Annotated in this window: 22 protein-coding genes; 16 read left to right on the top strand and 6 right to left on the bottom strand. The window is 63.0% G+C overall.

What is annotated here, in order from left to right:
* Nucleotides 1-276 precede the first annotated feature (276 nt).
* On the bottom strand, nucleotides 277-1,554 hold the full coding sequence (locus JI744_RS00310) for a 4-aminobutyrate--2-oxoglutarate transaminase (protein WP_202657106.1): 1,278 nt from the start codon (nucleotides 1,552-1,554) through the stop codon (nucleotides 277-279).
* 190 nt (nucleotides 1,555-1,744) lie between these two features.
* On the opposite strand from JI744_RS00310, the gene dprA reads away from it, so the two are divergent.
* The 3 genes from dprA (at nucleotide 1,745) to JI744_RS00295 (ending at nucleotide 6,461) form a co-directional block, all read left to right on the top strand.
* A complete protein-coding gene (gene dprA / locus JI744_RS00305; protein ID WP_202657103.1) occupies nucleotides 1,745-2,929 on the top strand; it encodes a DNA-processing protein DprA in 1,185 nt (394 codons plus the stop codon).
* Nucleotides 2,930-3,017: 88 nt separating this feature from the next.
* Entirely contained in the window at nucleotides 3,018-5,741 is a 2,724-nt protein-coding gene (topA, locus tag JI744_RS00300) for a type I DNA topoisomerase (RefSeq protein ID WP_202657093.1), read from the top strand.
* Between the two features lie 72 nt (nucleotides 5,742-5,813).
* Entirely contained in the window at nucleotides 5,814-6,461 is a 648-nt protein-coding gene (locus JI744_RS00295) for a hypothetical protein (protein WP_202657090.1), read from the top strand.
* Between the two features lie 64 nt (nucleotides 6,462-6,525).
* On the opposite strand, the gene choV is transcribed toward JI744_RS00295, so the two are convergent.
* From choV to choX, 3 genes are read right to left on the bottom strand one after another with little or no spacing between them, the layout of a single operon-like run.
* Nucleotides 6,526-7,557: a choline ABC transporter ATP-binding protein gene (gene choV, locus JI744_RS00290; protein ID WP_202657088.1), complete on the bottom strand. Its 1,032-nt coding sequence runs from the start codon at nucleotides 7,555-7,557 to the stop codon at nucleotides 6,526-6,528.
* Nucleotides 7,557-8,390, bottom strand: a complete 834-nt coding sequence (gene choW / locus JI744_RS00285; RefSeq protein WP_202657085.1) for a choline ABC transporter permease subunit — start codon at nucleotides 8,388-8,390, stop codon at nucleotides 7,557-7,559. The genes choV and choW overlap by 1 nt, the downstream gene beginning before the upstream one ends.
* Nucleotides 8,391-8,448: 58 nt before the next feature.
* Nucleotides 8,449-9,384, bottom strand: coding sequence for a choline ABC transporter substrate-binding protein (gene choX, locus JI744_RS00280; protein ID WP_202657082.1), 936 nt, complete (start codon nucleotides 9,382-9,384; stop codon nucleotides 8,449-8,451).
* Nucleotides 9,385-9,472: 88 nt separating this feature from the next.
* Between choX and betI the strand changes: the two genes are divergently transcribed.
* From betI to JI744_RS00260, 4 genes are all read left to right on the top strand, one after another.
* A complete protein-coding gene (gene betI / locus JI744_RS00275; protein WP_202657080.1) occupies nucleotides 9,473-10,057 on the top strand; it encodes a choline-binding transcriptional repressor BetI in 585 nt (194 codons plus the stop codon).
* Complete coding sequence (gene betB, locus JI744_RS00270) at nucleotides 10,054-11,508, top strand: betaine-aldehyde dehydrogenase (protein WP_202657079.1); 1,455 nt, start codon at nucleotides 10,054-10,056, stop codon at nucleotides 11,506-11,508. The genes betI and betB overlap by 4 nt, the downstream gene beginning before the upstream one ends.
* A 73-nt stretch (nucleotides 11,509-11,581) precedes the next feature.
* Entirely contained in the window at nucleotides 11,582-13,231 is a 1,650-nt protein-coding gene (gene betA, locus JI744_RS00265) for a choline dehydrogenase (RefSeq protein ID WP_202657078.1), read from the top strand.
* A gap of 81 nt (nucleotides 13,232-13,312) precedes the next feature.
* Nucleotides 13,313-13,555, top strand: coding sequence for a YdcH family protein (locus JI744_RS00260; RefSeq protein WP_202657074.1), 243 nt, complete (start codon nucleotides 13,313-13,315; stop codon nucleotides 13,553-13,555).
* A 21-nt stretch (nucleotides 13,556-13,576) separates the two neighbouring features.
* Here the strand turns inward: JI744_RS00260 and JI744_RS00255 are convergent, their stop codons facing one another.
* Together JI744_RS00255 and JI744_RS00250 are read right to left on the bottom strand one after the other, a co-directional pair.
* On the bottom strand, nucleotides 13,577-14,974 hold the full coding sequence (locus JI744_RS00255; RefSeq protein WP_202657072.1) for a helix-turn-helix domain-containing protein: 1,398 nt from the start codon (nucleotides 14,972-14,974) through the stop codon (nucleotides 13,577-13,579).
* A 46-nt stretch (nucleotides 14,975-15,020) separates the two neighbouring features.
* Complete coding sequence (locus JI744_RS00250; protein ID WP_202657070.1) at nucleotides 15,021-15,374, bottom strand: DMT family protein; 354 nt, start codon at nucleotides 15,372-15,374, stop codon at nucleotides 15,021-15,023.
* Between the two features lie 184 nt (nucleotides 15,375-15,558).
* On the opposite strand from JI744_RS00250, the gene JI744_RS00245 reads away from it, so the two are divergent.
* The 9 genes from JI744_RS00245 (at nucleotide 15,559) to scpA (ending at nucleotide 24,868) form a co-directional block, all read left to right on the top strand.
* On the top strand, nucleotides 15,559-17,085 hold the full coding sequence (locus JI744_RS00245) for an acyl-CoA carboxylase subunit beta (RefSeq protein WP_202657068.1): 1,527 nt from the start codon (nucleotides 15,559-15,561) through the stop codon (nucleotides 17,083-17,085).
* Between the two features lie 54 nt (nucleotides 17,086-17,139).
* Entirely contained in the window at nucleotides 17,140-17,535 is a 396-nt protein-coding gene (locus JI744_RS00240; RefSeq protein ID WP_236019182.1) for a DUF6497 family protein, read from the top strand.
* Nucleotides 17,536-17,731: 196 nt separating this feature from the next.
* A complete protein-coding gene (locus JI744_RS19205) occupies nucleotides 17,732-17,866 on the top strand; it encodes a hypothetical protein (RefSeq protein ID WP_268885756.1) in 135 nt (44 codons plus the stop codon).
* 165 nt (nucleotides 17,867-18,031) lie between these two features.
* Nucleotides 18,032-18,160 (top strand): hypothetical protein, encoded by a 129-nt coding sequence (locus tag JI744_RS19200; protein WP_268885755.1) that lies wholly within the window; start codon nucleotides 18,032-18,034, stop codon nucleotides 18,158-18,160.
* 69 nt (nucleotides 18,161-18,229) lie between these two features.
* Nucleotides 18,230-18,628, top strand: coding sequence for a hypothetical protein (locus tag JI744_RS00235; protein WP_202657066.1), 399 nt, complete (start codon nucleotides 18,230-18,232; stop codon nucleotides 18,626-18,628).
* 340 nt (nucleotides 18,629-18,968) lie between these two features.
* Nucleotides 18,969-19,187 carry a hypothetical protein gene (locus tag JI744_RS00230; RefSeq protein WP_202657064.1) on the top strand — a complete coding sequence of 73 codons (219 nt, stop codon included), beginning with the start codon at nucleotides 18,969-18,971 and terminating at the stop codon, nucleotides 19,185-19,187.
* A gap of 123 nt (nucleotides 19,188-19,310) precedes the next feature.
* Nucleotides 19,311-21,314: an acetyl-CoA carboxylase biotin carboxylase subunit gene (locus JI744_RS00225; protein WP_202657063.1), complete on the top strand. Its 2,004-nt coding sequence runs from the start codon at nucleotides 19,311-19,313 to the stop codon at nucleotides 21,312-21,314.
* 103 nt (nucleotides 21,315-21,417) lie between these two features.
* Nucleotides 21,418-22,653 (top strand): Y-family DNA polymerase, encoded by a 1,236-nt coding sequence (locus JI744_RS00220; RefSeq protein WP_202657062.1) that lies wholly within the window; start codon nucleotides 21,418-21,420, stop codon nucleotides 22,651-22,653.
* An 88-nt stretch (nucleotides 22,654-22,741) separates the two neighbouring features.
* Nucleotides 22,742-24,868 carry a methylmalonyl-CoA mutase gene (scpA, locus tag JI744_RS00215; RefSeq protein WP_202657061.1) on the top strand — a complete coding sequence of 709 codons (2,127 nt, stop codon included), beginning with the start codon at nucleotides 22,742-22,744 and terminating at the stop codon, nucleotides 24,866-24,868.
* The last annotated feature ends 30 nt before the right edge of the window (nucleotides 24,869-24,898 follow it).

Below are 24,898 nucleotides of genomic sequence, written 5' to 3'. Positions count from 1 at the left end.
CCCGCCCGTGCGCAACCTGTCTGCTAGAGACCGGTCCGCAAGTGCCGACGAAAGGCCAGTGCCACCCAGCCGCGCCACGGGCGGGGCGTTCTTCGGGGAAACGTGCCACTGGCACGTTTCTCATCCCTCACCACCCCTGGCGGGCGAGAAGCGCCCGCCGATGGCGGGGCGGGCGCTGGCCGGGCCTTGGGGGCCCGACCGTGCAATTTGTCCCGGCACCGCATGACGAAGGCGATGGCCTTCGCCAGACAGAGCGAAGTGAGGGCCGATCCGGCCTCAGCCCTTTTGGGCTGCCGCCACCGACTCTTCCAGAATGCCCATGGCTTCGTTGAAGATCTCGTCCTGAATGGTGATCGGGGCGAGGAAGCGCACCACGTTGCCGTAAACCCCGCAGGTCAGCAGGATCAGGCCACGCTTTTGCGCCTCGTTCTTCACGCGGTTGGTGAAACCGGCATCGGGTTCTTTGTTCGACGGATTGGCGAATTCGACTGCCACCATGAAGCCTGGTCCGCGGATTTCCGCAATCTCCGGCGTGGTAGAACGGATCGCTTCCAGCCGCTGCTTCAGGCGGCTGCCCAGTTCATTCGCGCGGTCGCACAGCTTTTCTTCCTCGATCACGTCCAGCACGGCATGGGCGGCGGCGATGCCCAAGGGGTTGCCGCCATAGGTGCCGCCAAGGCCGCCGGGGTGGGCGGCATCCATCAGCTCTGCCTTGCCGCACAAGGCGGCGATGGGCAGACCGCCGCCAAGGCCCTTGGCCATGGTGGTGATGTCGGCGGCAATGCCATAGCCGTGCATCGCAAACATGGTGCCGGTGCGGGCAAAGCCGGTCTGCACCTCATCGGCGATCATCACGATGCCGTGGTCGTCGCACAACTTGCGGATCGCGGCTACCAGCGATTTCGGCGCCGGGTAGAACCCGCCTTCGCCCTGCACGGGTTCAAAGATGATGGCGGCGACGCGGGCCGGATCAAGGTCGTTCTTGAACAGCTTGGTGATGCCCGCCATCGCATCTTCGGTGGTCACATTGTGCAGATCCTGCGGGAAGGGCACATGGAAGACGTCGGGCACCATAGAGCCGAAGCCCTTTTTATAGGGTTCAACCTTGCCGGTCAGGGTCATGCCCATGAAGGTACGGCCATGGAAGGCCCCGCCAAAGGCGATGACGGCATTGCGGCCGGTGGCGATGCGGGCGACCTTGACGGCGTTTTCAACCGCCTCGGCGCCGGTGGTCACGAACACGGTCTTTTTGGCGAAATCGCCGGGAACAGCGGCGTTCAGGCGCTCGGCCAGACGGATGTAGTTTTCGTAAGGAAGCACCTGGTGGCAGGTGTGGGTAAAGCGGTCAAGCTGCGCCTTGACGGCATCCATCACCTTGGGGTGGCGGTGGCCGGTGTTGACCACGGCGATCCCGGCGGCAAAGTCGATATAGCGGTTGCCCTCGATATCCCAGACTTCGGAATTCAGCGCGCGGTCGGCATAGATCTGGGTCTGCATGCCCACGCCGCGCGAAATGGCCTCTTCCCGCCGCTTGGCGACTTCTGCGTTCTTCATGGTCTGATCCTTTACGGAATGTCGGGCGGAGTCCTGCCCCGTCGCGCGACATTTGATCAAAGTTTGCGACCCGGATCAACGGCGCTGAGGGGTGTGGTTAGGTCCAGTTTGGCGATGACGTATAGTCCAGCGATGATTCACACCCTGTTAACCCTGTCCGGCGTATGCTGCGGGGGAATCGAGGGGCAGAATGGCGCAGGCGATACGATTGGCTATGTCAGAGCTGGCGGAGCAGGCAGAGCGGCCCGAGGATTGGCTGCGCCTGATCCGGTCGCGCCGGGTGGGGCCGGCCACATTCTATCGGCTGCTGGCAGAACATGGCAGCGTGGCGGCGGCATTGGCGGCTTTGCCCGGCATAGCCCGGTCGGCCGGGGTTGACGGGTATGAGGCCTGCCCCACCGGGGTGATTGCGCGCGAACTGTCCGATGGCCACAAGGTGGGGGCAACACCGCTCTTGTGGGCGCAGCCGGGCTATCCCGTCGCGCTGACAGAGGTGCCAGATGCGCCGCCGGTGCTGTGGGCCTTGGGTGATCTGTCACTTCTGGCGCGGCCAATGGTGGCGATGGTGGGCGCGCGGAATGCGTCTTCGCTGGGGCTGCGGATGGCGCGGCGGCTGGCCGAGGGGTTGGGGGAGACGGGGCAGGTGGTGGTTTCGGGCCTTGCGCGCGGCATTGACGCCGAGGCGCATCGTGCTGCCCTGCCCACCGGTACGGTCGCGGTGCTGGCGGGGGGGGTGGACGTGGCTTACCCCGAGGAGAATGCCGATTTGCTGGCAGAGATTGCGCAGTCCGGCTGCGTCGTGTCGGAACAGCCCCCCGGCTGCCAACCGCAGACCCGGCATTTCCCGATGCGCAACCGCATCATCTCTGGCATGGCGCGGGGGGTCGTGGTGGTCGAGGCGGCGGCGCGGTCGGGCAGCCTGATCACCGCAAGGGATGCCGCCGATCAGGGGCGCGATGTGCTGGCGGTGCCGGGCCATCCGTTTGATGCGCGCGCGGCGGGTTGCAACCGGCTTTTGCGCGATGGGGCCATTCTGGTGCGCGGCCCGCAGGATGTGCTGGAGGCGCTGAACATTGGCGGCGGGGGCGGGGTAGGTGGGCAGGGGGCGCTGGCCCTGCGCGCAGTGCCCAAGGTCGGCTCGGCCCCGGAGCCCCGGCCCGTCGCGGCACGGCCCGCACCACAGGATTTGCCCGAGGGCGATTTACCGGCGGCCATTCTGGACCGGCTTGGCCCCAGCCCCTTGGCCGAGGATCAGCTTATCCGCGATCTGGGCCTGACACCGCAGGCGATTGCCCCGGCCTTGCTGCTGCTGGAACTGGAAGGCCGGGTGCTGCGCCAGCCGGGGGGGCTTTTGTCACGCACCGATCAGGGGTAAGGGGCGATTGTTGCCCTACGGTTGACAAGTCGCCTGCTTGCCCCACATGGTGCCACGCTGCCAAAAGTCCTTGCAAGAAAAGCCGATCATGCCCGTCGTTGTTGTGGAATCCCCGGCCAAGGCCAAGACAATCAACAAATATCTTGGCCCGAACTATACGGTTCTGGCCAGCTATGGTCATGTGCGCGACCTGCCCGCCAAGGATGGCTCGGTCGATACCGAACACGATTTCGGCATGACATGGGAAGTGGCCGCCGAAAGCCGCAAGCATGTAAAGGCGATTGCCGAGGCGCTGAAAACCGATGACGAACTGATCCTTGCCACCGACCCTGACCGCGAGGGCGAGGCGATTTCGTGGCATCTGAGAGAGGCGCTGGCATCCAGCCTGAAGAAGGGCAAAAAGGTTTCCCGCGTCACCTTCAACGCCATCACCAAGGATGCGGTGACCAAGGCGATGCAGGAACCGCGCGAGATCGACACCCCGCTGGTTGAGGCCTACCTCGCCCGCCGCGCGTTGGATTATCTGGTGGGCTTTACCCTGTCGCCGGTTCTGTGGCGCAAGCTGCCGGGGGCGCGGTCGGCGGGTCGGGTGCAATCGGTCTGCCTGCGCCTGATCGTTGAGCGTGAGATGGAGATTGAGGCCTTTCGCGCCCAGGAATACTGGACGGTCAAGGCGCAACTGATCACCCCGCGCGGGCAGGAATATGAGGCGCAGCTTGTCGTTCTGGGCGGCAAGAAGTTGCAGAAATTCGACATTCCCAATGTCGAGGCAGCGGAGATTGCGGTTCACGCTGTCACTTCGCGCACATTGGCCGTTACGGGCGTGGAATCGAAACCCGCCAGCCGCAACCCCTGGCCGCCCTTCATGACCTCGACCCTGCAACAAGAGGCATCCCGCAAATACGGCATGGGCGCCAAGCAGACGATGAACGCCGCACAGCGTCTCTATGAGGCCGGGCACATCACCTATATGCGGACCGACGGCATCGACATGGCCCCTGAGGCGGTGATGGCCGCGCGGGCCGAGATCGAGCGGCGGTTCGGGAAATCTTACGTTCCCGACAGCCCGCGGATGTACAAGAACAAGGCCAAGAACGCGCAAGAGGCACATGAGTGCATTCGCCCGACCGACATGGCCGCCTCGCCCGAAAAACTGCGGGTCGAGGATGATCAGCGCAAGCTTTACGACCTGATCTGGAAGCGCACGCTTGCCAGCCAGATGGCAGCGGCGCGGATGGAACGGACCACGGTCGATATCGCCAGCCCCGATGGTCAGGTGGGCCTGCGCGCCAACGGGCAGGTGGTGCTGTTCGACGGGTTCCTGAAAATCTACGATCAGGGCCGGGATGAGGAAGACGACGACGAAGGCCGCCTGCCGCAGATCATGCAAGGCGAACCGGCAGTGCTGGCCAAGGCCGCGCTGACCCAAGCCTATGACAAGGCCGCCGCGAAATCGGATGCGGTAGTCGAGGTGATATCCAAAGACGGGTTCCGCCGGTCCGACGCCGCTGTTCTTTCGCCCGAAGGCGGCGTTCTGGCCAGCCAGAGTTTCACCCAGCCGCCGCCCCGGTATACCGAGGCGACCCTGGTCAAGCGGATGGAAGAACTGGGCATCGGACGACCATCGACCTATGCCTCGATCCTGACCACGATTGTTGACCGCGAATATGTGCGCAAAGACAAGAACCGCCTGTTCCCCGAAGACAAGGGGCGGCTGGTCACGGCCTTTCTGACCAACTTTTTCCGCCGTTATGTGGAATATGATTTCACCGCCGAACTGGAATCGGAACTCGACGACGTGTCGGCGGGCGAACGGGAGTATCTGGAGGTTTTGCGCCGGTTCTGGCGCGATTTTTCGGCTGCCGTGGCCGAAACCGCCGATCTGCGCATTACCGAAGTGCTGGACAAGATTGATGATTTCCTGTCGCCGCATCTTTACCCACCGCGCGCCGACGGGGGCGATCCGCGCATTTGCCCGGTCTGCGGCAATGGCCGCCTGCATCTGAAAACCGCGCGGTCGGGCGGGGCCTTCATCGGTTGCGGCAACTACCCGGAATGCCGCTATACCCGGCCCATATCGGTGACCGAAGACAGTGGCATGTCCTCGGTTGACGGCAAGATTTTGGGGCAGGATGAAAACGGCAACCCGATTTCCCTGCGCTCTGGCCGGTTCGGCCCCTATGTGCAGCGCGGCGAGGCGACGGCGGAAATTCCAAAGCCCGACCGCGCCAGCCTGCCCAAAGGCTGGGCGCCCGAGGCGCTGACGCTGGACCGCGCGCTGGACCTTCTGGGCCTGCCGCGTCTGGTCGGCACCCATCCCGAAGACGGGCAAGAGGTGCAGGCCGGGATCGGCCGCTTTGGCCCCTTCATCAAGCATGGCACCACCTATGCCAACCTGCCCGATGTCGAAGAGGTGTTCACCGTCGGCATGAACCGTGCGGTTGAAGTGTTGGCGCAAAAGACATCGCGCGGGGCGGGGCGTGCCGCGCCTGCCGGGCCGCTGAAGGTGCTGGGCGCGCATCCCGATGGGGGTGAGGTGCAGGTGATGCCGGGGCGCTATGGGCCTTATGTCAAATGGGAAAAGATCAATGCGACCCTGCCCAAGGAACTGGCGCCTGAGACGGTCACGCTGGAAGAGGCGCTGGTTCTGATCGCCGAAAAGGCGGGCAAGGGCGGTAAGGCCAAGAAGGCGGCCCCCAAAGCTGCTGCGAAACCCAAGGCTGCGGCGAAACCCAAGGCCGCGCCAAAGGCAAAGGCTGCGACAAAGCCCAAGGCGGCCCCCAAAGCCGCCGCCAAGGTCGCAAAGGTTTGACACGCGGCCCCGCTGACACCATGCGGCGGGCCGATTAGGATGGTGCGGCGATTCCTGTTTGCGGAGTGTTTCATGCTGGCCCGTGCCGCCCTTGCGGTTCTGCTGATTGCGCCCCTGTCCGTTCAGGCCGAGGACAAGCCCGTGTCGGGGCGCGGATATTTCACCGGCTGCGACGCCGAGGGCGACCCGATCTACTGCTATATCGGGGCAGTTGGGTTCAGCTATGCGGTGGGCGAGGATGGCGCCAGCGCGCCGGGCTTGTTTGATACGCTGTCGGCCTTGCCGTTGATGGGCGCGGTCAGCTTTGAAGGGCAGGTCGAGGACACGGGCGAAACCTCGTCTGATCTGGTGCTGACCAAGCTGGAACCCGTTGCGGGCGACCCTTTCGAGGCGACCTTGCATGCCTTGCAAGGCGATTGGCGGCCTGAGGAGGCCAGTCAGGACTCCAGCCAGCAGATTTCGGTGATCGGGCTGGACTGGATGACCTACAAGGACGGCGAAATGTCGGACAGCTACCAGATTGCCCCCGGCACGGCCTGCGCCGATGGGGTGGATCAGAGCGGGGTGGTGCTGTCCTTGAAACGCTATGGCGGCGATGCGCCCGAGGATGCGTGCTGGAAGGTCAAGTTGGCCGATGACGGCCATCTTGTGGTGCAGGACGCCAAAGGGGACGGGGGCGAGGTGGCCTTTACCCGGATACTCGACGACGAAGGCGGCTGAGGCGCAGCCATCCTCCCACCCTCTCCCTCCCCACGCGGGGGAGGGGGGCGTTTCCGCCTGCTGTTTACGCCGCGCCGCGCGGGTCCAGCAGTTTCGCCAGCAGATCCGTCGCCCGGATAGAGCCGATCTGCTGGCCCGCGTCGGTTACCGCCAGCGTATCGATGCCGTCGCGCAGCATCTGCATCACCAGTTTGACCGGGGTTTCCGTGTCCACTGCCCGATCGACGGAAACAGTGTCGCGCGACATCACATCGCCTGCGGTCAGCACGCCCAAGGGATTCATATGGGCCACGAAATCAGCCACATAGTCTGAAACCGGATTGGCGATGATTTCGCGCGCCGTGCCGCATTGCACGATGCGACCCCCTTCCATCAAAGCGATGCGGTTGCCGATCTTGAACGCCTCGTCCAGATCGTGGCTGACGAAGATGATGGTCTTTTTCAGCTTGGCTTGCAGGTCCAGCAATTCATCCTGCAACTTGGTGCGGATCAGCGGGTCAAGCGCTGAAAAGGGTTCATCCATCAACAGGATCGGGGCTTTGGTTACAAAGGCGCGGGCAAGGCCCACGCGCTGCTGCATGCCGCCCGACAACTCGCCGACCTTGCGTTCGGCGGCGGGCGTCAGGTTCACCAGCTCCAGTTGCTCGTCCACAAGGGGCTTGCGCTGCTCGGGCGTCATGCCAGCCAGTTCCAGCCCAAGGCCCACATTCTCGCGCACGGTGCGCCAGGGCAGCAGGCCGAATTGCTGAAACACCATGGCGATGCGGGAAAGGCGCAAACGGCGCAGGGTTTCTGGGTCGGCCTTGGTGACAGATACCATCTTGTTGCCGTCGTTCACCCGCACCTCGCCCCGCACCACGGGGTTCAGGGCATTGACGCCGCGCAACAGGGTGGATTTGCCCGAACCGGACAGCCCCATCAGCACCAGAATCTCGCCCTCGGCCACCTTGAGGTCGCAGTCATGCACGCCCAGAATCTGGCCGGTCTGGGTCTGCACCTCGCCCCGCGACAGGCCGCGGTCCATCAGGGGCAAGGCGCGGTCGGGGTTGTCGCCAAAGACGATGGAAACACGATCAAATTCGACAGCCGTGGTCATCACTTCACCTCGCGGCGCAACATGCGGTCCAGAATGATGGCGACGACGACGATGACGAAGCCGGATTCAAAGCCCTTGGCGGCATTCACCGATTGCAGGGCGCGCATCACCGGGATGCCAAGGCCGTTCGCCCCCACCATGGCCGAGATGACGACCATCGACAGCGACAGCATGATGGTCTGGTTCAGGCCCGCCATGATCTGCGGCAAGGCCCAGGGCAGTTCGACCTTCCACAGCTTTTGGCTGGGGGTGGCGCCAAAGGCGGTCGCAGCCTCGACCAGGGCCACCGGGGTGGACGAGACACCCAGTTGCGTCAGGCGAATCGGCGCCGGCAGAACAAAGATCACCGTGGCGATCAGGCCGGGCACCATGCCAAGGCCAAAGAACACGATGGCCGGGATCAGGTAGACAAAGGTTGGCAGCGTCTGCATCAGGTCAAGAACCGGGCTCATCGCCGCGTAAAGACGGGGGCGGTGGGCGGCGGCAATGCCGACCGGCACGCCGACGCCCATGCAGACAACGCAGGCTGCAAGGATCAGCGTCAGGCTTTCGGTGGTTTCCTTCCAGTAGCCTTGGTTCAGAATGAAAAGGAATCCAAGGAAGATGCCGAGGCAGATCTTCCAGTTGCGTTGCAGATACCAGGTCAGCGCAATGAACACCGCAATCACGACAAGGGCGGGCGGGGCTTGCAACAGCCACAGGATGCCAGCGATCAGCCCCTCCAATACCGTTGAAATCGCATCGAACAGCGGCCCCAGATTGGCCTTCATCCAGTCGAAAATCACCTTTGCCCATGCGCCGATGGGAATCTTGTATGCCGTCATCCAGTCCATGCTGCCGCCCCTTTGGATATGAAAAGGCCCCGAACGCGGGTCGGGGCCTTTTAATGGCTTACTTCAGCGCCGCTTCAACCGCCGCGACAGCATCGCCGCCATCCTTGGTGGTCACGCCGTCCAGCCAGGGCTTCCAGGCATCGGGGTGCGCGGCCAGCCAGGTCTTGGCGGCTTCACGCGCGTCGGTGCCGTCATTCAGGATGGCGCCCATGATCTCATTCTCCATCGGCAGCGAGAAGACGAGGTTGTTCAACAGCTTGCCGGTGTTGGCGCATTCGGTGGCATAGCCCGCGCGGGTGTTGGTGAACACCGTCGCCCCGCCAAAGTTCGGGCCGAAAAAGTCATCGCCGCCGGTCAGATAGGTCATCTTGAAGTTGGCGTTCATCGGGTGGGGTTCCCAGCCAAGGAAGATGATCGGCTTGCCGCCCGCATCGGCGCGCTGCACTTCGGCCAACATGCCCTGTTCGCTGCTTTCGACCAGTTCAACCCCGGCGGCTTTCAGGCCAAAGGCGTCCTTGTCGATCATGTCGAGGATCAGCTTGTTGCCGTCATTACCGGCCTCGATGCCGTAGATGTGGTTTTCCAGATCGGCGGCATGGGGGGCGATGTCTTTGAAATCCTTGATGCCCAGTTCGGCACCCTTGGCATTGGTGGCCAGCGTGTATTTGGCCCCTTCCAGGTTAGCGCGCACGGTATCGACGGTTTTTGCTTCGCGGTAGGGCGCGATGTTCGATTCCATCGTGGGCATCCAGTTGCCCAGGAACACGTCGATATCGCCCGAAGCCAGGCCCTCATAGGTCACCGGAACGCCCAGCACCTGGGTTTCCGTGGTGTAGCCAAGCGCTTCCAGCACCAGCGTCGTGGCGGCCGTGGTGGCGGTGATGTCGGTCCAGCCAACATCCGAGAAGGTGATTTTGTCGCAGCCTTCGGCATGGGCGGTGCCCGCAAAGGCAAAGGCGACGGCGCTGGCCAGAAGCGCAGAACGAAGTTTCATGGTGGGCTCCCTGTTTTTTGTTGATTGACGAGTCAATAAACTTCGGACAGGTTGAAAAAAGCAAGAAGTATTTTGCAGGTTTTCCGACATGCCGAAGCTTGGGATGGAGCCTATCCGAAAGGCGGCACTGGTCAAAGCCACGATCGTCGAGATCGGGCGGGCCGGTTCGCTTGACGTGACCGTCAGCCAGATCGCCAAGCGGGCGGGCATGTCCAGCGCGCTGGCCCATCACTACTTTGGCTCGAAGGAAGAGATGTTTCTGGCCGCGATGCGCCATGTGCTGACGCTCTATGGCGCCGAGGTGCGGGGGGCCTTGGCCACCGCCGAAGGGCCCGAGGGGCGGTTGCACGCCGTGCTGCGCGCCAGTTTCAGCCCTGGCAACTTTCGCCGTGAGGCGGTGGGGGCGTGGCTGAATTTCTGGGTTCTGGCGCAAACCGTGCCAGAGGCCAAGCGCCTGCTGGCGGTTTATCAGCGGCGGCTGCGGTCAAACCTGCTGGCGGGGTTGCGCCCCTTGGCGGGCAACCGGGCCGGGGCGATGGCCGATGGTCTGGGCGCGCTGATCGACGGGGTTTACCTGCGCGAAGTACTGAAATCCGGGCCACCGGACAGTGCGGCGGCTGTGGCCGTGGTGCTGGATTATCTGAACACGGAACTGAAGGGAAAAGGCGCATGAAGGCGCAGCCGAAAGCCAGCCATTTTGTGAATGGCGCCTATGTTGAAGATACGGCTGGCGCGCCGATCGAGGTGATTTACCCCGCCACGGGCGAGGTGATCGCTGTGGTGCATGAAGCGACGCCCGCGGTGATCGAGGCCGCGCTGGCCAGTGCAAAGGCCGCGCAAGCCGCCTGGGCCGTGACCCGCCCGGTCGAGCGTGCCCGCATTCTGCGCCGCGCTGCCGACATCATCCGCGACCGTAATCCCGCGCTGGCCCGTCTGGAAACACTGGATACGGGCAAGCCGATTCAGGAAACCTTGGTCGCTGACTGGCCCTCGGGGGCCGATTGTCTGGAATATTTCGCGGGCCTTATCCCTTCGATTACCGGCGAAACCATCCCCCTTGGCCGCGATTTCGCCTATACGATTCGCGAACCTCTTGGCGTTTGTGTGGGTATCGGCGCGTGGAACTATCCCAGCCAGATCGCCTGCTGGAAGTCCGCCCCGGCGCTGGCTCTGGGCAATGCGATGGTGTTCAAACCGTCCGAGGTGACGCCGTTGGGTGCCCTGCAACTGGCTGAAATCTATATCGAAGCCGGTCTGCCTGCGGGCCTGTTCAACGTGGTTCAAGGCCGTGGGGCCGTGGGCGGTGCGCTGGTGACCGACCCACGGGTGGACAAGGTATCGCTGACCGGATCGGTGCCGACGGGGCAAAAGGTTTACACCGCTGCGGCTGCCGGAATGCGCCATGTCACGATGGAACTGGGAGGCAAATCGCCCCTGATCATCTTTGATGACGCATCGGTCGAGGATGCCGTGGGTGCCGCGATGATGGCGAATTTCTATTCCGCCGGTCAGGTGTGCAGCAACGGCACCCGGGTGTTTGTGCAAAAGGGTATCAAGGAGCGGTTTCTGGCCCGGCTGGCCGACCGCACCAAGGCGATCAGCTTGGGCGATCCGCTGGACGAGGCGACCCAGATGGGGCCTTTGGTCTCGTCGGGTCAGTTGGACAAGGTGCTGGGCTATATCGCAACCGGCAAGGCCGAGGGCGCGCGGCTGGTGACGGGCGGCGACCGGGCCAGCCTGAATACCGGCTTTTTCGTGCAGCCCACCGTCTTTGCCGATGTGACCGATGGCATGACGATTGCCCGCGAGGAAATCTTTGGCCCGGTGATGGCGGTCCTTGATTTCGACGATGAGGACGAGGTGCTGGCCCGCGCCAATGCAACCGACTTTGGCCTTGCGGCGGGGGTCTTCACCGCCGACATGACGCGCGCGCATCGGGTGATTGCGGGCCTTCAGGCGGGCACCTGCTGGATCAACGCCTATAACCTGACCCCGGTGGAAATGCCGTTCGGTGGGTCGAAACACTCTGGCGTAGGGCGTGAAAACGGCCATGCGGCGGTGGAACATTATAGTCAGGTAAAAAGTGTCTATGTCGGTATGGGCCCGGTTGACGCGCCCTACTGATACCTTCTGAAAACGAACGAAAACAAGGGCTTTCGCCCCTTTGCAAGAAGGGCCGCTGCGGGCGGTTTGGATCATGACGGCAGATTATGTGATCATCGGTTCCGGGTCGGCCGGGTCGGCAATGGCCTACCGTCTGGGGCAGGCGGGCAAGCGCGTGGTGGTGATCGAACAGGGCGGCACCGATGCCGGGCCGTTCATCCAGATGCCGGCCGCGCTGTCCTATCCGATGAACATGGGCATCTACGACTGGGGGTTTCAGTCGGAACCGGAACCCTATTTGGGCGGCCGCCGCCTTGCCACGCCACGCGGCAAGGTGATTGGCGGGTCTTCCAGCATCAACGGCATGGTCTATGTGCGCGGTCATGCCCGCGACTATGATACCTGGGAAGAGATGGGCGCGCAGGGCTGGTCTTTCGCGGACGTGCTGCCCTATTTCAAGCGGATGGAAACCTGGCACGGGGACGAGGGCGATGCCGAATGGCGCGGCACCGATGGCCCGCTGCACATCACCCGCGGGCCGCGCAAGAACCCCTTGTTCAACGCCTTCATCAAGGCCGGTCAGCAGGCCGGTTACCCGACGACTGCCGACTATAATGGCGCCGCGCAGGAAGGCTTTGGCGCGATGGAGGCGACGATCTGGAAGGGCCGTCGTTGGTCCGCCGCCAACGCCTATCTGCGCCCGGCGCTGAAACAGGGCAATGTGCAACTTGTCCGCGCCTTTGCCCGCAAGATTGTGATCGAAAACGGTCGTGCCGTCGGGGTCGAGGTGTCGCGCGGTGACAAGGTTGAGGTGATCCGCGCCGGGGCAGAGGTGATCGTGGCGGCCTCGTCCATCAACTCGCCCAAACTGTTGATGCTGTCGGGCATTGGGCCTGCTGCACATCTGTCCGAAATGGGGATTCCGCTGGTGGCAGATCGGCCCGGCGTGGGGCAGAATTTGCAGGATCACCTTGAAATTTATATGCAATATCAATCGGCCAAGCCGGTGACCTTGTATAAATACTGGAACCTCTGGGGCAAGGGGATCATCGGGGCGCAGTGGCTGTTCACCAAGACCGGGCTTGGTGCCAGTAACCAGTTCGAGGCTTGCGCCTTTATCCGCACGCGCGAGGGAATCGACTATCCCGACATCGAATACCACTTTCTGCCCATCGCCGTGCGCTATGATGGCAAGGCGGCGGCGGGGGGGCACGGGTTTCAGGTGCATGTCGGTCCAATGCGGTCGAAATCGCGCGGGGCCGTTACCCTACGGTCGGCCGATCCGGCGGATGCGCCGCGCATTCTGTTCAATTATATGTCGCATCCCGATGACTGGGACGAATTCCGCCGCTGCATCCGCCTTACGCGAGAGGTGTTTGGCCAGCCCGCGATGCAGCCATATGTGAAAAGTGAAATTCAGCCGGGCTTGGCTGCGCAAACTGACGCCGAACTTGACGCATTTCTGCAAGAACATGTGGAGAGCGCCTATCACCCTTGTGGCACCTGCCGTATGGGGCGCGCCGATGATCCGATGGCAGTGGTTGACCCGGAATGCAGGGTGATCGGGGTTGAGGGGTTGCGGGTGGCCGACAGCTCGATCTTCCCGCAGGTGACAAATGGCAACCTGAACGGGCCGTCGATCATGACGGGCGAAAAGGCGGCGGATCATATTCTGGGGCGCAAGCTGCCGAAATCGAATCTGGAACCGGTGATGAACCCGAACTGGCGCACCAGTCAGCGGTGATTGGTGAGCGATGAGTTGATCCGCATCAAAGTCGGCCTGTCGGTGCGGGGATAGGGTGGATGGGCAAAGAAGGAGACGCCTATGTCGAACACGCCCCATACCCTGCACGCCGAATTTCCGAACGAAGCTGAAAAGATCAGCGCGTTGAAGGTGTCGAACGGGCATTTCGCACGGCTTTTGGCCGACTATGACACGGTGAATGACAAGGTTCACCGCGCCGAAACCCGGATCGACCTGCTGTCAGAGGCGGAAGAAGCCGACCTGCGCAAGAAGCGCAGCCATATCAAGGATGAAATCGCCCGGATGCTGCGCGAAACCGCCTAATCGGCCCCGGCGCGCAGGCGCCTAATCTGCAATATCATAGGGTAGAAGGCCGCGCCTGTCGGGGTCGACCTTCAGCCGACGCTCCAGCGGCGGGACCGACCTTTGGTGGCAGTCTCGCCGCTCGCAGATCCGGCAGGAAATGCCGATCGGCTCGAACCGCCCTTTCAGGTCCAGCCCGTCGGCATAAACCAGGCTGGGGGCATGCGTCACCTCACACCCAAGGCCGATGGCATAGCGGCGTACGGGCGCAAGGAAAGCGCCCCCCGGCTTGGTCACATCGCGCGACAGGCAGAAATACCGAACGCCATCAGGGGTTTCGGCCAGTTGCCGCAGGAACTGTCCCGGCGTTTCAAAGGCGCGATGCACGTTCCAGAGCGGGCAAGCGCCGCCAAAGCGCGCGAATTGCAGGCGGGTCGCCGAATGCCGCTTGGTTATCGTGCCCGCCTGATCGACGCGCACGAAGAAGAACGGTACCCCCTTTGCGCCAGGCCGTTGCAGGGTGGAAAGGCGGTGGGCGACCTGTTCGATACTGGCGCCGAACATATCGGACAGCCGTTCCAGATCGTGGCGGGTGGCTTGGGCGGCCTCCAGAAAGGCGCGATAGGGCATCAGCGCGGCGCCTGCGAAGTAATTTGCCAGGCCGATCTTGGCGATGTCGCGCGCCTCTGGCGTGGCGAAACGGGCCAGATCCAGCGTCGCCTCCAGCAGCTCATTCTGGGTTTGCAGCGCGACCTGATAGAGCAGTTGAAAGCGTTGGGTGGGGGCTGCGGCGCGGGCCGACAGGTCCAGCCGCTTTTGCGCGGCGTTAAAGGCACGCAGGGGGCCGGTATCGGAAAACTGCACATCCACCCCCCGCTTGCGCAAGGCGTCGGCAGCGGTGAAAAGCGGGTCTTTTCCGGGGCCTGCGCTGGATATGAAATGTTCGGCGGCCCGGTCGATGGCATCGACGTAATTGTCGCAATAGTGAAAGAAGTCGCGCACCTCTTCCCATGGGGACGACCGCAGGGAGGCGTCTTCGCGGCCCAAAGCCTCATCCAACGAGGCCAGTCTTTCATGGGTTTGGCGATAGGCGCGGTGCAGATCAAGGAACGCGCGGGCCAGGGCAGGGGCGTTTGACGCCGCCAGCCGCAGGTCGGCCAGCGGGGGGGCGGCCTTGGCGAACACCGGGTCGGCCAGCGCCTCTCTCATGTCGCTGACCAAGCGTTCGCCTTCGCCCACGGTCAGTTCGGTGACATCCAGCCCGAACTCTTGTGCCAAAGCCAGAACCACCCCGGCCGAGACCGGGCGGTGGTTGTTCTCCATCTGGTTCAGATAGGGCAGGGACACGCCCAACTTGTCGGAAAAGACCCGCTGGGTCAGGCCAAGCCGCCCGCGCAATTCGCGCAGCTTTGCCCCCGCGTAAAGTTTCTGCGTTGCCATGGTGTCCCCTTTGCAAAGTCACGATGGGCTTTGCAAAGGCCGCACGTCAAGCCCACTTGTGAAAGATGAAAAACGCCCCGGCGGCGATGAAGGCAAAGCCGACCAGATGGTTCCACGACATGGGTTCTTTCAGGTAAAGCCAGGAGAAGACGGCGAAAACGGAAAGGGTGATGACCTCTTGTATGGTCTTCAACTGGGCCGCGTTGAAATGGCCATAGCCGATGCGGTTGGCAGGCACCTGCAACAGGTATTCAAAAAACGCGATGCCCCAGCTTACCAGAATGGCCGTCAGCAGGGGTGCGGTCTTGAACTTCAGGTGGCCATACCAGGCGAAGGTCATGAAGATATTCGAGGCCAGCAAGAGGCCGATGGTCAGGACGGGTACGGGAATTGCAGGCATTGCGCGCTCCTGTTGGGTTGCTTTCGACATAGCGCGCGGCGGGGGAATTGGGAATACAGGTGAATTTGCATGTATTCAATTTGCAATCATATCACTGCCAATTATTTGCAAAGTTGCGGGATTCCACTTTGTTTGCAGCCTGCGTGCCCCTATGGTCCCGCCGCATCCATGGGAGGGGGCCGCCATGAAGGACATCCTGCAACAGCTTGAGGACCGCCGGAACACCGCACGCGCGGGGGGCGGGCAACGCCGGATCGATGCGCAGCATTCCAAGGGCAAGCTGACCGCGCGCGAGCGGATCGACCTGCTGTTGGACGAAGGCAGCTTTGAAGAGTTCGACATGTTCGTCGCCCATCGCTGCACCGACTTTGGAATGGAGGCGGACCGGCCCGCAGGCGATGGCGTGGTGACCGGCTGGGGCACGATCAACGGCCGCATGGTCTATGTCTTTTCGCAGGATTTCACCGTCTTCGGTGGGTCACTGTCGGAAACCCATGCGCAAAAGATCTGCAAGATCATGGATATGGCGATGCAGAACGGCGCGCCGGTGATCGGGTTGAACGATTCCGGTGGGGCGCGGATTCAAGAAGGCGTCGCCTCGCTGGCCGGCTATGCCGAGGTGTTTCAGCGCAACATCATGGCCTCTGGCGTGGTGCCGCAAATCAGCGTGATCATGGGGCCTTGCGCGGGGGGCGCGGTCTATTCGCCTGCGATGACCGACTTCATCTATATGGTGAAGGACAGCAGCTATATGTTCGTCACCGGCCCCGATGTGGTGAAAACCGTGACGAATGAGGTGGTGACGGCTGAAGAGCTGGGCGGCGCCTCGACCCATACCAAAAAATCCTCGGTTGCCGATGGCGCCTTTGAAAACGATGTCGAGGCGCTGGCCGAGATTCGCCGCCTGTTCGACTTCCTGCCGCTGAACAACCGCGAAAAAGCTCCGGTGCGTCCGTTCTTTGACGATCCGGCGCGGGTGGAATCCAGCCTGGATACGCTGATCCCCGATAATCCCAATCAGCCCTATGACATGAAAGAGCTGATCCTGAAGATCGCCGATGAGGGCGATTTCTTCGAGGTGCAAAAGGATTACGCGGGCAACATCATCATCGGCTTTGTCCGGGTCGAGGGGCAGACCGTGGGCGTTGTGGCCAACCAGCCGATGGTGCTGGCGGGCTGTCTGGACATCGACAGCAGCCGCAAGGCCGCGCGGTTCGTGCGGTTTTGCGATGCGTTTGAAATTCCGATCCTGACCTTTGTCGATGTGCCGGGCTTTCTGCCGGGCACAGGCCAAGAATATGGTGGCGTGATCAAGCATGGCGCGAAACTGCTGTTCGCCTATGGCGAGGCGACGGTGCCGAAGGTGACGGTGATCACCCGCAAGGCCTATGGCGGGGCCTATGACGTGATGGCGTCAAAGCACCTGCGCGGCGATTTCAACTATGCCTGGCCCACGGCGGAAATTGCCGTGATGGGGGCCAAGGGGGCGACCGAGATCATCCATCGTGGCAAATCGCCCGAGGAAATCGCCCGTCTGACCAAGGAATACGAAGACCGTTTCGCCAACCCGTTCGTGGCGGCGGAAAAGGGCTTTATCGACGAGGTGATCCAGCCCCGCTCGACCCGGCGGCGCGTGGCGCGGGCTTTTGCTTCTTTGCGGGGTAAAAAGCTGTCCAATCCGTGGAAGAAACACGACAATATCCCCCTCTGACACCCAAAAGAGGAGAGGGATGATGTGGCGAACCGCGATCAGAAGGGGGCGGGCATGACCGGACCCGTGCCGATCACCGCCGAGGGCGGCGAGGTGTTGCCCGGTAACGGGCAGCAGGTGGCCGTGCCGTCGGGGCAGGCCGTGACGCTGCAAGAGGTGCTGTGGAACGTGCCGGGGCCGGATGGGCTGGCGGCGCGGTTCCGGTTTCTGGCGCCCCAGATCGCGCGGAGCGGTGGAACGGTGAATTTTGAGGCAGCCTCGGCGGATATGCTGTGGCTGTGTCAAAACTTCGCGATTGAACGGATTTCAACGCTGGGGCCTGCGCCGCAGCAGGTGATCATTTCGCTGGCCGACCGCGACATTCCCTTCGGTCAGGCCGATGAGGAAGCGACCCAGTTCTTTGAGGCTTATCGTCTGGAAGACGGCCAGTGCATCTGGGAGGCGTTCTGATGGCGCGGGCCGATATGCACATCTGTACAGCTTCTTGCCGCGAAGGTGATGCCTTCCTGCCACAATCGCGGACAAATCCCGGATTTTCGTGTCAAGGCGGGGCTTTGTCGGCTATTGTTGAGGCAGGCCGCCTTAACGCGGCCTATGCTTCGTACAGGGGGTGGGCAGCCACCCTCCAAGAAAACAGGAGAAAAGAATGTCGAGCACCAAGATCATCCTGGCTCTGTGCGCCGTTGCTTTCGTCGCGGCCTGCGCCAAAAAAGAAGAAGTTGTCTACACCGAACCGGCGGCCGTCACCACCGAGCCGACCTACACCGGCAAGTACAAGTAACACTTCGGGGCGGGCCAAAGGGGCTGTTCAGCCCCGGCCCGCCCTTATTCTTTGCATGGCCGACCCATCGGCAATGCAGGGCCAATCGGGTGGATACCCGTTTGCCCTTTTCGGCCTCCCCACATATGGTGCCGCCACTCGCACCGATTCATACTGGAGGTTGATATGCGGAACACTGCCCTCATCGCCATGCTGGCCCTTGCCACCGTCGCAGCTTGCGCCAAAAAGCCCGCTCCTGTTGAGCCCGCTCCTGCGGTTTCGACCGAGCCGACCTACACCGGCAAGTACAAGTAACACGACAGCGCGGGGCGCGTCGCAACCGCGCCCCGTCGCCTGCGGCCGCCCTTCGCCGAAGGAGTGGCCATGCTGAAGCATCGCGGAATCCCCAGCCGTCTTACCGGCACCGATTTCCAGTTCACGATCCGTCGCGCCAACGTCAAGGAAGGCGCCACCAAGATCATCCGTCGTGAACGGTTCAAAGATCGCAAATCTGTAGACAAAAAGGCGGACAGCGCTTTTATGGCTGCCCTGTGGGCCGCCTTTGGTGAAGAACCGTTCGAGCGCGGCAATCTGGATGCCGGGCGGCTGTCGTGGCTGTTCGGGCGCGAGGTTGTGCCCGCCGAAGACCCGTTTGATCCAGCCTCGTATGAGGCGCTGCTGCGCATCGACCTGAAGCGCGCCGAAGCCGCGTTTCCAGAGGTGTTCGCCCCGGATGCCCCCGCCGTCAGCTTTGACGACTGGGATGACGAGGGAGACGACTAGGCATGTTTCCGCGCAAGGCCCAACCGTTCCGGCAGGACTTCGCCGCCCTTTGGGGGCAGGGCGAAACGGGCTTTGCGGCGACTCGGGCCATGGGCCATGGTGACCTTGTGGTGCGGGGGAGCGATCCTACCACCCCCGCTTGCCGTGACTGTTACCCTTTCCCTTCCCCTTGGCCTGGCCCCCTGTGGGTCGGGCCATTTTTCTGCAACAGGGATTGCGCCGCCGGGGCCGTCCGGCGGGGGCTTGCCGATGCATCGACCTCGCGGTTTTTTGGGTTTGCATTCGCGCCGGATAGGGTAGAATCCAGCGCAATAACCATAACCAATCGAGGCAGCCTCCCATGCGGAAAACCATCCTCTTCATCGCTCTTCTCACCATGCCGGTCGCCGGCTGCATGCAAGACCCCGCGTCGCGCGGTCTGGCCGGTGCGGCTGCGGGCGCCGTCGTTGCCGATGCAACCGACAACAACGCCCTTACCGGTGCCGTCATCGGCGGCCTTGCGGGCGCTGCATCCTGCTCGCTGCCTGCGGCACAGTGCCGTCAGGCTGGCTACTACTGATCTGACCGCCGCTTCGGCGGCGTCTGACCAAATCCAGCAAGGGTCAATCGGGCTAACCGCCCGGTTGGCCCTTTTTCATTTTGCACATCGGCCCCGGCCCGGCCGACACGAGGGGAGAGCGCCATGTTCCAGAAAATCCTGATCGCCAACCGTGGAGAGATCGCCTGCCGGGTGATCAAGACCGCCCGCAAGATGGGCATTCAGACCGTGGCGGTCTATTCCGACGCCGACCGCAACGCGCTGCATGTGTCGATGGCGGATGAGGCGGTGCATATCGGGCCGCCCCCTGCCAACCAGTCCTATATCGTGATCGACAAGATCATGGAGGCGGTGCGCAAGACCGGCGCGCAGGCGGTTCACCCCGGCTATGGCTTCCTGTCGGAAAACATGAACTTTGCCGCCGCGCTGGAAAAAGAAGGCGTCGTCTTTGTCGGCCCCCCAAGCCCGGCGATTGAGGCGATGGGTGACAAGATCACCAGCAAGAAAATCGCCATGGAGGCGGGGGTTTCGACCGTTCCGGGCTATATGGGCCTGATCGCCGATGCCGATGAGGCGGTGAAGATCTCGAACCAGATCGGCTACCCGGTGATGATCAAGGCTTCCGCTGGCGGCGGTGGCAAAGGGATGCGCATCGCGTGGAGCGAGGCCGAGGTCAAGGAAGGCTTTGAATCGTCCAAGAACGAGGCCGCGAACAGTTTTGGCGATGACCGGATCTTCATTGAGAAATTCGTGACGCAGCCCCGCCACATCGAAATTCAGGTGCTGGCCGACAAACACGGCAACTGTGTCTACCTGCACGAACGCGAATGCAGCATCCAACGCCGGAACCAGAAGGTGATTGAAGAGGCCCCCTCGCCGTTCCTGGATGAGGCGACCCGCAAGGCGATGGGCGAACAGGCCTGCGCGCTGGCCAAGGCGGTGGGCTATACCAGCGCGGGGACGGTGGAGTTCATCGTCGATGGCAACCGCAATTTCTACTTCCTGGAAATGAACACCCGCCTTCAGGTGGAACACCCCGTCACCGAGCTGATCACCGGCATCGATCTGGTGGAACAGATGATCCGTGTCGCCAGTGGCGAACCGCTGCCCTTCAAGCAGGAAGACCTGAAAATCAACGGCTGGGCGATGGAAAGCCGCCTTTATGCCGAAGACCCCTATCGCAACTTCCTGCCATCGATCGGCCGTCTGACCCGCTATCGGCCCCCGGTCGAAGGGCAGACGCCCCGTGGCGGCATCGTCAGGAACGATACCGGTGTGTTCGAAGGGGGCGAGATCAGCATGTTCTACGACCCGATGATCGCCAAGCTGTGTACCTGGGCCCCCACCCGAGACAAGGCGATTGAAGAGATGCGGCTGGCGCTGGACACGTTCGAGGTGGAAGGCATCGGCCACAACCTGCCCTTCGTCGGCGCGGTGATGGATCATCCGCGCTTTGTCAGCGGCAATATCACCACCGCTTTCATCGCTGAAGAATACCCCGAAGGCTTCCAGGGTGCCGTGCTGGATGATGCGTCCTTGCGCAAGGTGGCTGCCGCTGCTGCCGCGATGAACCGGGTTGCCGAAATTCGCCGCACCAAGATTTCGGGCACGATGGACAACCACACCCGCCGCGTGGGCGATGACTGGGTGGTGACACTGCAGGGCGCGGCCTTTCCGGTGAAGATCGCCGCCGATGCCCATGGCTCGACCGTGCGCTTTGCCGATGGCCAGTCCCTGCGCGTCGAGTCGGATTGGGAGCCGGGCCAGCCCCTTGCCCGCCTGTCGGTGGGCGGCGAGCCGGTGGTGATCAAGACCGCCAAGATCCCGATGGGGTTCCGCATGCGCCTGCGCGGGGCCGACCTGAAGGTGCATGTGCAAACGCCGCGCCAAAAGGAACTGGCCGGTCTGATGCTGGAAAAGCTGCCGCCCGACACGTCCAAATACCTCTTGTGCCCGATGCCCGGCCTGATCGTGAAGATCAGCGTCGAGGCGGGGGATGAGGTGCAGGAAGGGCAGGCACTGGCTACGGTAGAGGCGATGAAGATGGAAAACATCCTCAAGGCCGAACGGCGCGGCGTGGTCAAGGCGATCAAGGCCAGCCCCGGCGCCAGCCTGAAGGTCGATGAGATCATCATGGAGTTTGAATAACCCATGACGTGGCGGGCCGGGGCGAATGGACGGGAGGCTGGACAAATGTTCCTTATTTGTTCTAGTGTGACGCCTTGTTCTCGCTGCCCCGAGTCGGCCCGCCATGCGCCATCGCGTCTCGACCCTGTTCTTCGACATGAACAGTTTCTATGCCTCGGTCGCGCAGGCCGAGGAGCCTGCGCTGATGGGCCGCCCGGTGGGTGTGCTGACCACGGACGCGCCGAATGCGGGCTGCATCGCGGCCAGTATCGACGCCAAGCGGGCGGGCGTTGGCATGGGCACGCGGCAGGACGAGGCGCGGAAACTGTGCCCCGGCATCGTCTTTCGCGCGGTGAAACACGATGTCTGCGTGCGCTATCACCATGCGATCCTGGCGGCAGTGGAAACCGTGGTGCCGGTGCATCGGGTGTGGTCGATCGACGAATGTTCCTGCTTGCTGATGGGTTCGGAACAGGAATTGCCCCGCGCGCTGGAGATCGGGGCTGCCTTGCAGGCGGCGGTGCTGGCGCAGGTCAGCCCGGCGTTGCGCTGCTCGGTCGGCCTTGCGCCGACGCGGCTTCTGGCCAAGGTGGCGGCGGGCTTGCAAAAGCCGGGCGGGTTGCACTGGTTGTTGCCGCATGTGCTGCCCGACCGCATCGCGCATCTGGCGCTGGACGATCTGCCGGGGATCTCTTGGCGGATGAAGGCGCGGCTGGAGGCGGCAGGCATTGCCGATGTGGCTGCGCTCTATGCGCTGGACCCCAAGCGGGCGCGCGCCCTGTGGGGCAGCGTCTCGGGCGAGCGGTTCCTGCGCGAGCTGCGCGGCGAAACCGTGGTCTGGCCGGACACAAGGCGCGGCATGATCGGCCATGGGCAAGTGCTGACGGCGGGCAACAAAACACCCGAGGGCGCGCGGCTGGTGGCGCGACGGCTGCTGGTCAAGGCGGCGGCGCGGTTGCGGCGCGAGGGGTTTTTCGCCCGCAGCTTGCATGTCGGGCTGCGGCTGGACAATGGCGACCGTCCTGGGGCCGAGGGGCAGATAAAGGCCACGCAGGACACGTTTTTCCTGCTGCAAACGCTGGATCGGTATTGGGAAAACCTGGCGGTGCATCGGCCCAAGGCGGTCAATGTGGTGCTGGGCGGCCTGCTGCCGGTGGGGCAGGAAACGGGCGATCTGTTCGACCCGGCCCCAGACCCGCAGCCGCCGCGCGCCGACCTGTGCCGCGCCATCGACGCGCTGAACCAGCGGTTCGGGCAGGATACGGTGCGGTTCGGGCAATTGCCCCCGCACCGCGTGCCCTACACCGGGGCCAAGATCGCCTTTGGCCGCATTCCGGTGGCCGAGGATTTTCTGGAATAACCGCCCGACAGGGCAGATGTGCGGGGGCGCTGGCCGCCCCTGAAACCCAATTGCGCCGGGCGATTGCCGCGGCGGGACGGAGGATGGCATGACGGACACCAAGGCATGGGCGGCACTGGCTGCCAAGGAACTGCGCGACAAGCCGCTGGACAGCCTGAACTGGCAGACGCTGGAAGGCATCACGGTCAAGCCGCTGTATACCGCCGCCGATGTGGCGGGCCTGCCCCAGATGGGCGAGGTGCCGGGCGTTGCACCGTTCACGCGCGGCGTGCGTGCCACGATGTATGCGGGCCGCCCCTGGACGATCCGGCAGTATGCGGGTTTTTCCACCGCCGAAGAAAGCAACGCCTTTTACCGCAAGGCGCTGGCCGCCGGGCAGCAGGGCGTTTCCGTGGCCTTCGACCTTGCCACCCATCGCGGTTACGACAGTGACCATCCGCGCGTGGTGGGGGATGTGGGCAAGGCCGGGGTGGCGATCGACAGCGTTGAAGATATGAAGGTGCTGTTTGACGGCATCCCCCTGGAAAAAGTCAGCGTTTCCATGACGATGAATGGTGCGGTGATCCCGATCCTTGCCAATTTCATCGTCACGGGTGAAGAGCAGGGCGTGCCGCGCGCCGAGCTGTCGGGCACCATTCAGAACGACATTCTGAAGGAATTCATGGTGCGCAACACCTATGTCTATCCGCCCGAACCCTCGATGCGGATCATCGCGGATATCATCGAATACACCGCCAAAGAGATGCCAAAGTTCAACAGCATCTCGATCTCTGGCTATCATATGCAAGAGGCGGGCGCGAACCTAGTGCAAGAGCTGGCCTATACGCTGGCCGACGGGCGCGAATATGTGCGCGCAGCGATTGAGCGCGGCATGAATGTGGATGACTTCGCGGGCCGCCTGTCGTTCTTTTTCGCCATCGGCATGAATTTCTTCATGGAGGCGGCCAAGCTGCGCGCCGCGCGCCAGTTGTGGACGCGCATCATGCAAGAGTTCAACCCGAAGAAATCCGGCAGCCTGATGCTGCGCACCCATTGCCAGACCTCGGGCGTGTCCTTGCAAGAAGCCGATCCCTATAACAACGTCATCCGCACGGCTTATGAGGCGATGGCGGCGGCGCTGGGGGGCACGCAATCGCTGCACACCAATGCGCTGGACGAAGCCATTGCTTTGCCAACAGAATTTTCAGCCCGCATCGCGCGCAACACCCAGTTGATCCTGCAAGAGGAAACCGGCATTACCCATGTCGTCGATCCTTTGGCCGGGTCTTACTATGTCGAAAGCCTGACGGCGGAACTGGCCGAAAAGGCCTGGGCGCTGATCGAAGAGGTCGAGGCGATGGGCGGCATGACCAAGGCCGTCGCCACCGGCATGCCCAAACTGCGGATCGAGGAATCTGCGGCCAAGCGACAGGCGATGATTGACCGGGGCGAAGAGGTGATTGTTGGCGTCAACAAATACCGCAAGGCCAAGGAAGACGCGATCGACATCCTCGACATCGACAATGTGGCGGTGCGCGAGGCGCAGATCGCGCGCCTGAAATCCACCCGCGCCGCGCGGGACGAGGCGCGCACCCAAGCCGCACTTGCCGAACTGACCCGCCGCGCCAGCGAAGGCGGGAACCTGCTGGAAGCTGCCGTTGAAGCCGCCCGCGCGCGGGCCAGCGTAGGGGAGATTTCGGACGCCATGGAAAAGGTATTCGGTCGTCACCGGGCGGAAGTGAAAACTCTGGCTGGCGTCTATGGCGCGGCTTATGAGGGCGATGCGGGCTTTGCCGCCATCCAGAAGGATGTCGAGACCTTTGCCGAAGAAGAGGGCCGCCGCCCCCGGATGCTGGTGGTCAAGATGGGGCAGGACGGCCACGACCGGGGCGCCAAGGTGATTGCCACCGCCTTTGCCGACATTGGGTTTGATGTGGATGTGGGGCCGCTGTTCCAGACGCCCGAGGAAGCCGCGCAGGATGCCATCGACAATGATGTGCATGTCGTCGGCATCTCCAGTCAGGCGGCGGGCCACAAGACCCTTGCCCCAAAGCTGATCGAGGCGCTGAAGGCCAAGGGCGCAGGCGACATTCTGGTGATCTGCGGCGGGGTCATTCCGCAGCAGGATTACGCCTTTCTGGAAAGCGCGGGGGTGAAGGCAATCTTCGGGCCGGGCACCAATATCCCCTCTGCCGCGCGGAACATTCTGGACCTGATCCGGCAGACCCGGACCTGAGCCGCACCTGAGGCCGGAATTTTGAAAAAT

This window comes from Fuscibacter oryzae (assembly GCF_016765795.1).
GTDB classification, from domain to species: domain Bacteria; phylum Pseudomonadota; class Alphaproteobacteria; order Rhodobacterales; family Rhodobacteraceae; genus Fuscibacter; species Fuscibacter oryzae.
Note: the sequence above shows the minus strand (reverse complement) of the source record. Positions and strands in the feature narration are given on the sequence as shown.

Excerpts from the sequence above, each read along its gene's own strand:
- JI744_RS00310 (WP_202657106.1), bottom strand. The coding sequence starts at position 1,554 with ATGAAGAACGCAGAAGTCGCCAAGCGGCGGGAAGAGGCCATTTCGCGC.
- dprA (WP_202657103.1), top strand. The coding sequence starts at position 1,745 with ATGGCGCAGGCGATACGATTGGCTATGTCAGAGCTGGCGGAGCAGGCA.
- topA (WP_202657093.1), top strand. The coding sequence starts at position 3,018 with ATGCCCGTCGTTGTTGTGGAATCCCCGGCCAAGGCCAAGACAATCAAC.
- JI744_RS00295 (WP_202657090.1), top strand. The coding sequence starts at position 5,814 with ATGCTGGCCCGTGCCGCCCTTGCGGTTCTGCTGATTGCGCCCCTGTCC.
- choV (WP_202657088.1), bottom strand. The coding sequence starts at position 7,557 with ATGACCACGGCTGTCGAATTTGATCGTGTTTCCATCGTCTTTGGCGAC.
- choW (WP_202657085.1), bottom strand. The coding sequence starts at position 8,390 with ATGGACTGGATGACGGCATACAAGATTCCCATCGGCGCATGGGCAAAG.
- choX (WP_202657082.1), bottom strand. The coding sequence starts at position 9,384 with ATGAAACTTCGTTCTGCGCTTCTGGCCAGCGCCGTCGCCTTTGCCTTT.
- betI (WP_202657080.1), top strand. The coding sequence starts at position 9,473 with ATGCCGAAGCTTGGGATGGAGCCTATCCGAAAGGCGGCACTGGTCAAA.
- betB (WP_202657079.1), top strand. The coding sequence starts at position 10,054 with ATGAAGGCGCAGCCGAAAGCCAGCCATTTTGTGAATGGCGCCTATGTT.
- betA (WP_202657078.1), top strand. The coding sequence starts at position 11,582 with ATGACGGCAGATTATGTGATCATCGGTTCCGGGTCGGCCGGGTCGGCA.
- JI744_RS00260 (WP_202657074.1), top strand. The coding sequence starts at position 13,313 with ATGTCGAACACGCCCCATACCCTGCACGCCGAATTTCCGAACGAAGCT.
- JI744_RS00255 (WP_202657072.1), bottom strand. The coding sequence starts at position 14,974 with ATGGCAACGCAGAAACTTTACGCGGGGGCAAAGCTGCGCGAATTGCGC.
- JI744_RS00250 (WP_202657070.1), bottom strand. The coding sequence starts at position 15,374 with ATGCCTGCAATTCCCGTACCCGTCCTGACCATCGGCCTCTTGCTGGCC.
- JI744_RS00245 (WP_202657068.1), top strand. The coding sequence starts at position 15,559 with ATGAAGGACATCCTGCAACAGCTTGAGGACCGCCGGAACACCGCACGC.
- JI744_RS00240 (WP_236019182.1), top strand. The coding sequence starts at position 17,140 with ATGACCGGACCCGTGCCGATCACCGCCGAGGGCGGCGAGGTGTTGCCC.
- JI744_RS19205 (WP_268885756.1), top strand. The coding sequence starts at position 17,732 with ATGTCGAGCACCAAGATCATCCTGGCTCTGTGCGCCGTTGCTTTCGTC.
- JI744_RS19200 (WP_268885755.1), top strand. The coding sequence starts at position 18,032 with ATGCGGAACACTGCCCTCATCGCCATGCTGGCCCTTGCCACCGTCGCA.
- JI744_RS00235 (WP_202657066.1), top strand. The coding sequence starts at position 18,230 with ATGCTGAAGCATCGCGGAATCCCCAGCCGTCTTACCGGCACCGATTTC.
- JI744_RS00230 (WP_202657064.1), top strand. The coding sequence starts at position 18,969 with ATGCGGAAAACCATCCTCTTCATCGCTCTTCTCACCATGCCGGTCGCC.
- JI744_RS00225 (WP_202657063.1), top strand. The coding sequence starts at position 19,311 with ATGTTCCAGAAAATCCTGATCGCCAACCGTGGAGAGATCGCCTGCCGG.
- JI744_RS00220 (WP_202657062.1), top strand. The coding sequence starts at position 21,418 with ATGCGCCATCGCGTCTCGACCCTGTTCTTCGACATGAACAGTTTCTAT.
- scpA (WP_202657061.1), top strand. The coding sequence starts at position 22,742 with ATGACGGACACCAAGGCATGGGCGGCACTGGCTGCCAAGGAACTGCGC.